Origin of the sequence: Streptomyces monticola (assembly GCF_042665355.1) — a bacterium.
Classification (GTDB): Bacteria; Actinomycetota; Actinomycetes; order Streptomycetales; family Streptomycetaceae; genus Streptomyces; species Streptomyces monticola.
Genome location: NZ_JBHTCF010000013.1, coordinates 154,044 through 166,185 on the forward strand (window position 1 = coordinate 154,044; position 12,142 = coordinate 166,185).

Consider the following 12,142-nt stretch of genomic DNA (forward strand, 5'->3'; position numbering starts at 1 on the left):
CGGATACTGGAAAGCCCTCAACTTTCGTAAGTACGGAGGAATGTAACGATGCGTCATTTTCCCGTGCGTACAGTACGTCGAAGAGTCGTCGGAGCGCTGGCCGTCGGAGTGCTGGCAGGAGCGGGGCTCGCGGTCCCCGCGGCAGCGGTCCCCGACACCCCGGCCACCGCACAAGCACCGGCCACCGCACAAGCTCCGATCACCGCACAAGCCCCCGCTGTCTCCCGGGCCCCCGCCGCCTCTCAGGACCCGTCCCTCGCCCAGGCCCCCACGCTGGACGACGGCCAGGCCCTGACCCCGCCCATGGGCTTCAACAACTGGAACTCCACCCACTGCAGGGCCGAGTTCAACGAGGAGATGGTCAAGGGCATCGCCGACATCTTCGTGGAGAAGGGGCTCAAGGAAGCGGGCTACCAGTACGTCAACCTCGATGACTGCTGGGCACTGCCGCAGCGCGACGCGAACGGCAAGCTCGTCCCCGACCCGAAGCGATTCCCCAACGGAATCAAGGCAGTTGCCGACTACGTCCACTCCAAGGGCCTGAAGTTCGGCATCTACACCAGCGCCGGCACCAAAACCTGCAGCGAGATCGGCTTCCCAGGCGGCCTCGGCCACGAGGACTCGGACGCCCAGCAGTTCGCCGACTGGGGCGTCGACTACCTCAAGTACGACAACTGCAATAACCAGGGCGTGGACGCCAAGGAGCGCTACATCAAGATGCGCGACGCCCTGAAGAAGACCGGCCGCCCCATCGTCTACAGCATCTGCGAGTGGGGCCAGAACAAGCCCTGGGAGTGGGCGAAGGACGTCGGCCATCTGTGGCGCACCACCGGCGACATCAACGACAGCTGGGGCTCCATGCTGTCGATCATGAAGCAGAACCTGCCGCTCGACGCCTACGCCGGACCCGGGCACTGGAACGACCCGGACATGCTCGAAGTCGGCAACGGCGGGATGACGGACACCGAGTACCGCACCCACTTCTCCATGTGGTCGATCATGGCCGCGCCCCTGCTCATCGGCTCCGACCTGCGCAAGGTCTCCCCTGAGACCTTCGACATCCTCGGCAACAAGGAAGTCATCGCCGTCGACCAGGACCCGCTCGGCAAGCAGGGCACGGTGCTCAGCTCCGAAGGCGGCCGCTGGGTCGTGACCAAGGAGATGAAGGACGGCAGCCGCACCGTCGCGCTCTTCAACGAGACCGGCAGCGCCCAGCGCATCGCCACCACCGCCGAGGACGCCGGACTGCCGGCCGCCGACGGCTATTCGGTGCGCGATCTGTGGCAGCACAAGAGCTACAACACCGCGGGCACCCTCGCCGCGACCGTGCCCGCACACGGCACCGTCATGCTGCGCGTCGCGGCCGACGGCAAGTGGGCCTCGTATCCACCGGCGGCCGAACTCGGCCTGGACGGCGGCACGTTGGTGGAGTCCGGCAAGACCGCCACGGTGACGAGCAAGCTCGCCAACCTGGGCCGCACCCCGGCCCGCGAGGTCACCACCGCCCTGACCGGCCCGTCCGGCTGGACCGTCGAGGCCACATCGCCGACCACCGCCGGGACCCTGGCAGGCGGCAAGTCGCTCCGTACGACCTGGAAGCTCACTCCGCCCGCGGGCGCCACCCCCGGCGCGTACGACCTGACTCTCAAGGCGGCGTACGACTCCTCCGGCGGAAAGGCCGCGCAGAGCCTCCCGGTGACGACCCATGTGGTGGTCGCTCCCCCGGCCGGTACGTCCCAACTGAGCGCCCTCCCCCGGCTGTCGGCCACCAACGGCTGGGGCCCGGTCGAGAAGGACACCAGCAACGGCGAGGACCAGGCGGGCGACGGTAGTCCGCTCACCATCAACGGCACGGTCTACGCCAAGGGCCTGGGCGTCCACGCGGAGAGCGCCGTCGAGTTCTACACCGGCGGCAAGTGCTCCAAGGCCACGGCGCAGGTGGGCGTGGACGACGAGAAGACCACCAACGGCAGCGTCACCTTCGAGATCTGGGCCGACGGCAAGAAGGCCGCCTCGACCGGGGTGCTCACCACCGCGGACGCCGCTCAGACCCTGACCGCGGATGTCACCGGCGCCCAGACCATCCGCCTGACCGTCACCGACGGCGGCGACGGCATCGACTCCGACCACGCGGACTGGGCGGAGGCACAACTGACCTGCTGACGCCTGGGGGTCTGGGGGGGCGGAGGGTCCGGGATCCGGAGGCCCGAGGATCCGGAGGCCCGAGGATCCGGAGGTCCGGGGGATCCCGGGACCCGAAGGTCCAGAGGGACCCGAAGGTCCGGAGGGATCCGGAGGTCCGGAGGGATCCGGAGGTCCGGAGGGATCCGGAGGCCCGAGGATCCGGAGGCCCGGAGGGATCCGGAGACCCGAGAACCCGGAGGTACGAGGATCCGGAGGTCCGGGGGATCCCGGGACCCGAAGGTCCAGAGGGATCCGGAGGCCCGAGGATCCGGAGGTCCGGGGGCCCGGAGACCCGAGACCCCGGGGATCCAGAGGCCCGAGAGTCAGGAGGTCCGAGGGCCTGGGGATCCGGGGGCCCTGAGGCCCGAGAGTCAGGAGGTCAGGAGGTCAGGAGGTCCGAGAGCCCGGGGCCACGGAGCCCAGTGCCACGGAGCACGGAGCCAGGCCCACGGAGCCACGCGCCCACGGAGCACGGGGGCTCAGGGCCACTGGGTCACGGAGCCACAGGCCCACGGAACACGGGTGCACAGAGCCACGGAGCCACAGGCCCACGGGTGCACGAAGCCACGAAGCCACAGGCCCACGGGTGCACGAAGCCACGAAGCCACAGGCCCACAAGTGCACGGAGCCACAAACACAACTCACCCCGCACCCCCAAGAGTTGACCCCGAAGCCACCCCCGCCCTCAGCCCTCAACCACTCAGCCCCCGACCCCCGCGACAGCCGCATCCCGGGCTCCGAGGGCCGCGGACGCCGCGCCCACCAGGCCGGCGTCCGTGCCGGTCATCGCCGGGGTGACCGTCAGGTTCTGGACGAAGGAGAGCGTGGCGTAGTCACGCAGGGCGCGGCGCAGCGGCGCGAAGAGGACGTCGCCCGCCTTGGCCACACCCCCGCCGATGACCGCGATCTCGATCTCGACCAGCGTCGCCGTGGCGGCGATCCCCGCGGCGAGCGCCTGCGCGGCACGCTCGAAGGAGGCACGCGCCACGGGGTCGCCGGCACGGGCAGCGGCGGCCACCGCCGCCGCCGAGGTGTCGCCGTCGGCCCCCGGCTTCCAGCCGCCGTCCAGGGCGCGGCGCGCGATGTTCGGGCCGCTCGCGATCCGCTCCACACAGCCACGGGCGCCGCACGGGCAGGGGTCGCCGTCCAGGGCGACGCTTATGTGCCCGATGTGTCCGGCGTTTCCGGTCGGTCCCGGGTGCAGCCGGCCGCCGAGCACGAGGCCGCCGCCGACGCCGGTCGACACGACCATGCACAGGGCGTTGTCATAGCCCTGGGCCGCGCCCTGCCAGTGCTCGGCCGCGGTGATCGCGACGCCGTCGCCGATCAGCTCGACGGGCAGTCCGCCGCTCGCCGCCGCCACCCGCTCGACCAGCGGAAAGTCACGCCAGCCGGGGACGTTGACGGGACTGACGGTGCCCTTGGAGGCGTCGACAGGGCCCGCGCTGCCGATGCCGAGCGCACGGGCGCGGCCCCAGTGTGGCGACGCGGCCAGTTCGGCGACGACGGCCTCGACCGCGCGCACCACGGTCTCGCCGTCCTCCTGCGCGGGAGTGGGCCGCTGGGCGCGTACGAGGATCCGGCCCTGTCGGTCCACCAGTGCGCCGGCGATCTTGGTGCCGCCGATATCGAGCGCGGCGACGATGTCGTTCTGCATCAGAGTCAGATCTCCTGGTGAGGCGGGCGGCCGACGAGCCGGTGAACAGTCTCTACCGCAACTGACAACGTTGTCTAGGCTCTATGCTCGACGCCACACCCCTAGCTGGGGCGGCCGAGCCCTCACCGGGGCGCCCGTTGGACCAGGACAGGACAGCACACGTGCCCGACCGCACCGACCACCGTTACGGCAACCGTCCCACCATGAAGGACGTGGCAGCGCGCGCAGGCGTCGGCCTCAAGACGGTGTCCCGCGTCGTCAACGGCGAACCGGGTGTCACGCCCGACACCGAACGCCGGGTCCAGGAGGCCATCGACGCGCTCGGCTTCCGCCGCAACGACAGCGCACGCGTGCTGCGCAAGGGCCGCACCGCCAGCATCGGCCTCGTCCTCGAAGATCTCGCCGACCCCTTCTACGGTCCGCTCAGCCGCGCCGTCGAAGAGGTCGCCCGCGCTCACGGCGCCCTGCTCATCAACGGATCGAGCGCCGAGGACCCGGACCGCGAGCAGGAGTTGGTGCTCGCCCTGTGCGCCCGCAGGGTGGACGGCCTCGTGGTCATCCCGGCCGGCGACGACCACCGCTATCTGGAGCCCGAGATCAAGGCGGGTGTCGCCACCGTCTTCGTGGACCGGCCGGCCGGGCGGATCGACGCCGATGTGGTGCTCTCCGACAGCTTCGGCGGCGCGCGTGCCGGTGTCGCCCATCTGATCGCGCACGGCCATCGCCGGATCGGCTTCATCGGCGACCAGCCGCGTATCCACACCGCCGCCGAGCGACTGCGCGGCTATCGCGCGGCGATGGCGGACGCGGGGCTGCCGGTGCACGACTCCTGGGTCTCGCTGGGCTCCACCGCGCCGGAGCGGGTACGCGCGGCGGCGGACGCCATACTGTCCGGCCCGGAACCGGTGACCGCGATCTTCGCGGGCAACAACCGGGTCACGGTCACGGTGGTACGCGTACTCGCCGGCCTCGACCGCAGCGTCGCCCTCGTCGGCTTCGACGACATCGAACTCGCGGATCTGCTGCGCCCCGGCGTGACGGTGATCGCCCAGGACGCGGCACAGCTCGGCCGCACCGCGGCCGAGCGGCTGTTCCACCGGCTCGACGGCGCCCCTGGAACGCCCGAGCGGATCGAGCTCGGCACCCGCCTGATCACCCGGGGATCGGGCGAACTGCCGCCCGCCGACTGAGAGTTGTGACGGCACAGGACCGGCCCGGGTCTCAGCAGACCGGGAGGCCGGGCAGCGGCTTGTCGTTCTCGCCGCCCTTGATGTAGACGTCGCTGACGAAAACGCCCGTGTTGCCGCTGTCGTCGTCGGTCTTGGCCCACCAGACGTTGGTCCAGCCCTGATACGTCTCTCGGCGGCCGAGGTTCTGCTGGCAGTAGAAGTAGTTCGTGCCCGCGTTCAGCGTGCCCGCCTTGGCGCCGGATGCGGTGATGGAGTCCGACGTACGCCACACGTCGCAGTTGTACTTCCCGCCGCCGATCGAGTGGCAGACCGGCGCGGGGTCGTCGCCGCCGCCCGTGGAACCGGAATTGCCCGATCCACCCGAGCCGCCCGAGCCGCCCGAGCCGCCCGTGGTGTCCGAACCGCCGATCAGGCCGCCCGAGTCCCCGCCCGCCGTATCACCGCCGGTGGCTCCCGCACTCCCGTCGCCGCCCGTGGCGCCCCCGTCCCCGCCCGCGGGCTTGGACGGGCTCTCGCTCGGCTTGTCGTCGCCCGAGGTGGGCTTGGCCGACGGGGAGGCCGACTCCTTGCCCTTCCCGGTCGGCTCCGGCTTGCCCGACGCCGACGAACTCGCTTCCTTCGAGGGCGACTTGGACGCGCCCGGGGATACCTTGCCGCCGGCTTCCTCCTGCTTGCCGCCGTCCCCGCTCAGCAGCACATACCCACCGCCGCCCGCCGCCAGGACGGCGAGCACGGCCGCCGCGGCGATCCACGCGCCGCGCCCCCGGCGCGGGCCCCGCTCCCCGGGAACCGGGGTGACGAGGGGCTCGTCCTGGCCGTTCGGCGTGCGGGCGCCGATGCGCGGCGTGGGGCCGGAGGGGACGACCGTAGGAGCGCCGTGCAGCGGGGACGGCGCCGGGCGCGGGCCGGTCCGCAGGACCGTCGTGTCGTCGTCCCCGGCCGACTCGGCGACCGCTTCGAGGAGTTGTCGGGCGAGGTCCGCGTCCGGGCGGGCCTGCGGGTCCTTCGCCATCAGCTGCTGCAGTACGGCGGTGAGCGGTCCGGCGCGCACCGGCTCGGGCAGCGGGTCGGTGACGATCGCGGTGAGCGTGGACCACGTCGACGTACGCCGGAAGGGGGCCGAGCCCTCGACCGTGCCGTACAGGGTGGCGCCGAGCGCCCAGACGTCGGAGGCGGGGCCCGGCTCGTGACCCTGGGCGCGTTCGGGGGCCAAGTAGTCCAGGGAGCCGACGAGTTCGCCGCTGCGGGTGAGGTTCGTGGAGTTGCCGTCGCCCGGGTCGTCGACCATGGCGATGCCGAAGTCGGTGAGGACGACGCGGCCCACCGCGGAAGCGGGGCTGCCCGGCTGTGATCCCCACCCTTCGAGCAGGATGTTGCCGGGCTTGACGTCGCGGTGCAGGACGCCGGCGCGGTGCGCGGCGGCCAGGGCGTCCATGACCTTGGCGCCGATGGCGGCGGCCTCGCGCGGGGGCAGGGTGCCGCGCTCGCGCAGGACGTCGTCGAGCGAGGGTCCGTCGACGAGCTCCATGACGATCAGCGGGCGGCCTTCGACCTCCGCGACGTCGTGCACGGCGACGACTCCGGGGTGCCGCACCCGGGCCGCGGCTCTGGCCTCGCGCTGCATACGCGTTCTGAGCGCGGCCAGTTCGGGCGCGCCCGCGTCGGTGAAGGTGCGCAGCTCCTTGACCGCGACCTCGCGGCCGAGCACTTCGTCGACGGCGCGCCAGACGACGCCCATGCCGCCGCGGCCCAGCTGGCCCTGGACGCGGTAGCGCCCGGCGAGCAAACGGCCTACGCCGCCGCCCTGTTGGTTCTCCCCCGAAGACACCGCTGCCCCGCTCCGTCCGTACGCTTTCCGGTCGCGTACAGACTACGGGGCAGCGGTGACACCGCGTGTGGGTGTTACTGGGCGGATGCTGTGAGGGCCGCGCGGCGGGGCGAGGAGAAGCCCTCCAGGTCGGCGCGGGTCAGACCGGTGAGCCGGGCGACCTCGGCGATGTCCAGGGCGCCGCAGTCGAGGCCCCGCAGGAGGTAACCGCTGAGGGCCTTGGCGGTGGCGGGCTCGTCCATCACGTCGCCGTCGACCTGGTTGGCGTAGGCGGACAGGCGCTTGGCGGCGGCCTCGAAGCCCTCGCGGTAGAAGGCGAACACCGCGGCGTACCGGGTGGGGATGTGCGCCGGGTGCATGTCCCAGCCCTGGTAGTAGGCGCGGGCCAGGGCGCGCCGCGTCAGGTCGTAGTGCAGCTTCCAGGCCTCGTGGACATGGGCGGTGGTGCCGACCGGCAGGACGTTCGTCGAGCCGTCGGAGACGCGTACGCCGGTGCCCGCGGCGGCGACCTGCATGACCGCCTTGGCGTGGTCGGCCGCCGGGTGGTCGCTGGCCTGGTAGGCGGCGGAGACTCCGAGGCAGGCGCTGTAGTCGAAGGTGCCGTAGTGCAGGCCGGTGGCGCGGCCCTCGGCGGCGTCGATCATGCGGGCCACGGCGGCGGTGCCGTCGGCGGCGAGGATGGACTGGCTGGTCTCGACCTGGATCTCGAAGCCGATCCGCCCGGCGTCCAGGTCGCGGGCCTTCTCGAACTCCTCGACCAGGCGCACCATCGCGGTGACCTGCTCGGTGTACGTCACCTTCGGCAGGGTCAGGACGAGTCCGTCGGGCAGACCGCCGGCCTCCATCAGGCCGCTGAGGAAGACGTCGAGGGTGCGGATGCCGCGGTCACGGACCGGGGACTCCATGCACTTCATGCGGATGCCCATGTACGGGGCGGCCGTGCCGTTCTCGTAGGCCTCGGCTATCAGGCGGGCGGCGCGGGCGGCGTCCTGGTCCTCGTCCTTGCCCTTGTAGCCGTCCTCGAAGTCGACGCGCAGGTCCTCGATGGGCTCGCGCTCCAGCTTGGCGCGCACGCGGTCGTAGACGGGCTCGGCGAGCTCGTCGCTGAGGCCGACGGCCCTGGCGAAGGTGGCGGCGTCGGGGGCGTGCTCGTCGAGCGCGGCGATGGCCTTGTCGCCCCAGCTGCGGATGGTGTCGGCGGCGAAGACCTCACCCGGTACGTACACGGTGTGGACCGGCTGGCGGGTGCCCGGGTCGCCGGGGTAGCGGCGCTCGAGCTCCGCGTCCACCGGGGCGAGTGAGGCGCTGATGCCCTCGCTGACCGCGCCGGCGAGGCTCCTCGCCACCTGCTCTTGCTGACCCATCCTTGCACCCTCCACGTCCGCGTCTTTTCCGCTTCACGGAATCAACAATCCGTATAGCGAAGTTATCCGTGTACCTTCCCGCTGGTCAACACCCTCTTTCGCCCCGGACCCCCGGCGTTCACCACCGCGGACCGCTGCGGTCACCTGCGGCTCGCGGGGACCTTCCACCCTGAGCCGCACGCCCCCATCCTGACCGCAACGGAAGGAGACCGCGTGCCGACCGACCTCCGGCTCAGCCGCCGTATCGGACTCAAGACCGCCGCTCTGGCGGCTCTCGCCGCTCCCCTGGCCTTCAGCACGGGCGCGCACGCCGCCGACCGCGGCAGCACACGCCTGCGGACCATGTCGTTCAATCTACGCTTCGCCAGTGACACCCCGCCCAACAGCTGGCCCGAGCGCCGTCCCGTCACGCGCGAGCTGCTGCGCCGCGAGCGGCCGCATGTCATCGGCACCCAGGAGGGGCTCTACCAGCAGGTGCGGGACATCGACGCGGACCTGGGGCCGCACTACGACTGGATCGGCACCGGCCGCGCGGGCGGCAGCCGCGACGAGTTCATGGCGGTCTTCTTCGACACCCGGCGCCTCGCGCCCCTCGAGTACGACCACTTCTGGCTCTCCGACACCCCGGACGTGATCGGCTCCAACACCTGGGGCGGCGGCTCCATCCGCATGGTCACCTGGGTGCGCTTCAAGGATCTGCGGACGGGCGGGACGCTGTACGTCCTCAACACCCATCTGGACAACGCCAGTCAGAAGGCACGCGCGCGTGCGGCCGATCTGATCGCGTCGAGAATCGGCGGACTCGACCGCGCCATACCGCTCGTCGTCACCGGCGACTTCAATGTGGCCGCGCACAAGAACCCGGTGTACGACGCGATGCTCGCCGCCGGGCTCGTGGACTCCTGGGACACGGCGGCCACGCGCAGCAAGCTGTACGCGACCTTCCACGGCTACAAGCCGCTGGTCCCCGACGGCGACCGGATCGACTGGATACTGACCTCGCCGAAGGTGACCACGCACTCCGCGGTGATCAACACCTTCGCCCTGGACGGCCAGTTCCCCAGCGACCACCTGCCCGTGCAGGCGGAGCTGAGCTTGAGGTGAGCGTCGGGGCCCGGCCGTGAGCAGCCGAAGGCCCCCGGTTCGTGCCGGGGGCCTTCGGGGTTCGACGGGTCAGCCCTTGCGGGTCTTGACCTCTTCGGTCAGCTGCGGGACGACCTCGAAGAGGTCGCCGACCACGCCGTAGTCGACCAGGTCGAAGATCGGGGCCTCGGCGTCCTTGTTGATGGCCACGATGGTCTTCGAGGTCTGCATACCGGCGCGGTGCTGGATCGCGCCGGAGATACCGGAGGCGATGTACAGCTGCGGCGAGACCGACTTGCCGGTCTGGCCGACCTGGTTGGAGTGCGGGTACCAGCCGGCGTCGACCGCGGCGCGCGAGGCGCCGACGGCGGCACCGAGCGAGTCGGCGAGCGCCTCGATGACCGAGAAGTTCTCGGCGCCGTTGACGCCGCGGCCACCGGAGACCACGATCGCGGCCTCGGTCAGGTCGGGACGGCCGGTCGACTCGCGCGGGGTGCGCGCGGTGACCTTGGTGCCGGTGGCGCCGTCCGAGAAGGACACGGACAGGGCCTCGACCGCACCCGCGGCCGGGGCGGGCTCCACGGCGGCCGAGTTGGGCTTGACCGTGATGACCGGGGTGCCCTTGGTGATACGGGACTTGGTGGTGAAGGACGCCGCGAACGCGGACTGCGTCGCGACCGGACCCTCGTCACCCGCCTCCAGATCGACGGCGTCGGTGATGATGCCGGAGCCGATACGGACCGCGAGCCGGGCCGCGATCTCCTTGCCCTCGGCGGACGACGGCACGAGCACCGCGGCCGGCGATACGGCGTCGTAGGCGGCCTGCAGCGCGTCCACCTTCGGCACCACGAGGTAGTCGGCGTACTCGGCTGCGTCGCTGGTGAGGACCTTCACGGCGCCGTGCTCGGCGAGCGCGGCGGCGGTGTCACCGGCGCCGGCGCCCAGGGCGACGGCGACGGGCTCGCCGATCCGGCGGGCGAGGGTGAGCAGTTCGAGGGTGGGCTTGCGGACGGCACCGTCCACGTGGTCGACGTAGACCAGAACTTCAGCCATGGGACTTCTTCTCTCCTGCAAGTACGAGGGGGAACGCCAATGAGGGATGCGATTGCCGTGTTCGGCGGGCTCAGATGAACTTCTGGCCCGCGAGGAACTCGGCCAGCTGCTTGCCGCCCTCGCCCTCGTCCTTGACGATCGTGCCGGCGCTGCGGGCCGGACGCTCGGCGGCGGAGTCGACCTTGGTCCAGGCACCTTCGAGGCCGACCTCTTCGGCCTCGATGTCCAGGTCGTCGAGCTCGAGGGACTCCACCGGCTTCTTCTTGGCGGCCATGATGCCCTTGAAGGACGGGTAACGCGCCTCGCCCGACTGGTCGGTGACCGACACCAGGGCGGGCAGCGAGGCCTCCAGCTGCTCCGATGCGGTGTCGCCGTCACGGCGGCCGGTGACCTTGCCGTCCTCGACGGCCACCTCGGACAGCAGGGTGACCTGCGGGACGCCCAGGCGCTCGGCGAGGATCGCCGGCAGCACGCCCATGGTGCCGTCGGTGGAGGCCATACCGCAGACGACCAGGTCGTAGCCGGTCTTCTCGATGGCCTTGGCCAGCACCAGCGACGTACCCATGACGTCGGTGCCGTGCAGGTCGTCGTCCTCGACGTGCACAGCCTTGTCGGCGCCCATGGAAAGCGCCTTGCGCAGCGCGTCCTTGGCGTCCTCGGGCCCGACGGTCAGCACCGTGATTTCCGCGTCGTCGGCCTCGTCCGCAATCTGCAGGGCCTGCTCGACCGCGTACTCGTCGAGCTCCGACAGCAGGCCGTCGACATCGTCGCGGTCGACGGTCAGGTCATCGGTGAAGTGCCGGTCGCCGGTGGCGTCGGGCACGTACTTCACACAGACAACGATCCTCAAGCTCACGCCGGCTCTCCTACTGCATCGTCATTTCTGGGCTGCTGCCTTGTTGACAGGCAGCATAGGCGCCTGAAGAGGCGGATCCCGGTCGGGGCGACCCGCGCTCCGATCGAAATGTTACTTGCCAGTACACCCAGTACATGCCCAGTAAGCAAGCGCTCGTAACTGTGACCTTGCCAACGCTGAGTAATCGTCGGGAGCGCCGGTCCCGGCAGCCGTGGGGAGCGTCAGTCGCGCAGGGCGTTGAAGCGGCCCTGGTGGTACAGGAGCGGGCGGCCCGACCCCGCCGGATCGCCGACTTCGACCTGGGCGAGCACCAGGCGGTGGTCGCCCGCGGGCACCCGGGCCACGATCCGGCAGACCAGCCAGGCCAGAACCCCGTCGAGGACGGGTACGCCGTGCGGGCCCTCGTGCCAGCGGGTGGGCGCGGCGAAGCGGTCGGCGCCGCTGCGGGCGAAGGTGGCGGCCAGGTCCTGCTGGTGCTCGCCGAGTATGTGCACGCCGATGTGGTCCGTCTCGGAGATCACCGGCCAGCTCGACGAGCCGGTGCCGATGCCGAACGAGACCAGGGGCGGCTCGGCGGCGGCCGAGCTGAGCGAGGTGGCGGTGAAGCCGACCGGCCTGCCGCCGCCGCTCGCGGTGATCACGGCGACGCCCGCCGCGTGCTGCCGGAAGACGGAGCGCAGGAGGTCGGGAGAGGCGAGCTGCGGGGAGCGGAGATCGGGCGTGGCCGTCATGGAGTTGTCCTTCTGCCGTGGTGTACGAGGTCCGTGGCTGCTCAGCGGCTCGGACAGCGCGCGCTCGCATGGCGGCCGAGATCCACGTGGACGCGCTCGTAGAGAAGGAGTTCCTTCGGCATGGTGTCAGGCTGACGATAGGTGCGGGGCCCAGTCAAGTGCGTACCGGGATATGGGAGATGGCTCACTGGCATCC

At 71.3% G+C, this 12,142-nt stretch carries 9 protein-coding genes; 3 read left to right on the forward strand and 6 right to left on the reverse strand.

Translation table 11 applies throughout. The features are described 5' to 3' along the window. The first annotated feature begins 48 nt into the window (after positions 1–48). Positions 49–2,163: an NPCBM/NEW2 domain-containing protein gene (locus tag ACFQVC_RS27350; protein ID WP_381835440.1), complete on the forward strand. Its 2,115-nt coding sequence runs from the start codon at positions 49–51 to the stop codon at positions 2,161–2,163. Between the two features lie 721 nt (positions 2,164–2,884). On the opposite strand, the gene ACFQVC_RS27355 is transcribed toward ACFQVC_RS27350, so the two are convergent. Next, positions 2,885–3,841 (reverse strand): ROK family protein, encoded by a 957-nt coding sequence (locus ACFQVC_RS27355; protein WP_381835442.1) that lies wholly within the window; start codon positions 3,839–3,841, stop codon positions 2,885–2,887. 203 nt (positions 3,842–4,044) lie between these two features. Here ACFQVC_RS27355 and ACFQVC_RS27360 point away from each other — a divergent pair, with 203 nt between their 5' ends. Beyond that, complete coding sequence (locus ACFQVC_RS27360) at positions 4,045–5,031, forward strand: LacI family DNA-binding transcriptional regulator (protein WP_381835682.1); 987 nt, start codon at positions 4,045–4,047, stop codon at positions 5,029–5,031. Positions 5,032–5,062: 31 nt separating this feature from the next. On the opposite strand, the gene ACFQVC_RS27365 is transcribed toward ACFQVC_RS27360, so the two are convergent. Then, entirely contained in the window at positions 5,063–6,859 is a 1,797-nt protein-coding gene (locus tag ACFQVC_RS27365; RefSeq protein ID WP_381835444.1) for a serine/threonine-protein kinase, read from the reverse strand. Positions 6,860–6,933: 74 nt separating this feature from the next. Beyond that, positions 6,934–8,223: a DUF6986 family protein gene (locus ACFQVC_RS27370; protein ID WP_381835446.1), complete on the reverse strand. Its 1,290-nt coding sequence runs from the start codon at positions 8,221–8,223 to the stop codon at positions 6,934–6,936. A 213-nt stretch (positions 8,224–8,436) separates the two neighbouring features. Between ACFQVC_RS27370 and ACFQVC_RS27375 the strand changes: the two genes are divergently transcribed. After that, positions 8,437–9,327: an endonuclease/exonuclease/phosphatase family protein gene (locus ACFQVC_RS27375; RefSeq protein ID WP_381835448.1), complete on the forward strand. Its 891-nt coding sequence runs from the start codon at positions 8,437–8,439 to the stop codon at positions 9,325–9,327. A 69-nt stretch (positions 9,328–9,396) separates the two neighbouring features. On the opposite strand, the gene ACFQVC_RS27380 is transcribed toward ACFQVC_RS27375, so the two are convergent. The 3 genes from ACFQVC_RS27380 to ACFQVC_RS27390 all read right to left on the reverse strand — a co-directional run bounded on the left by ACFQVC_RS27380 (position 9,397) and on the right by ACFQVC_RS27390 (position 11,946). Beyond that, a complete protein-coding gene (locus ACFQVC_RS27380) occupies positions 9,397–10,359 on the reverse strand; it encodes an electron transfer flavoprotein subunit alpha/FixB family protein (RefSeq protein ID WP_381835450.1) in 963 nt (320 codons plus the stop codon). 70 nt (positions 10,360–10,429) lie between these two features. Then, on the reverse strand, positions 10,430–11,215 hold the full coding sequence (locus ACFQVC_RS27385; protein ID WP_381835452.1) for an electron transfer flavoprotein subunit beta/FixA family protein: 786 nt from the start codon (positions 11,213–11,215) through the stop codon (positions 10,430–10,432). 221 nt (positions 11,216–11,436) lie between these two features. Further along, on the reverse strand, positions 11,437–11,946 hold the full coding sequence (locus tag ACFQVC_RS27390) for a flavin reductase family protein (protein WP_381835454.1): 510 nt from the start codon (positions 11,944–11,946) through the stop codon (positions 11,437–11,439). Positions 11,947–12,142 lie beyond the last annotated feature (196 nt).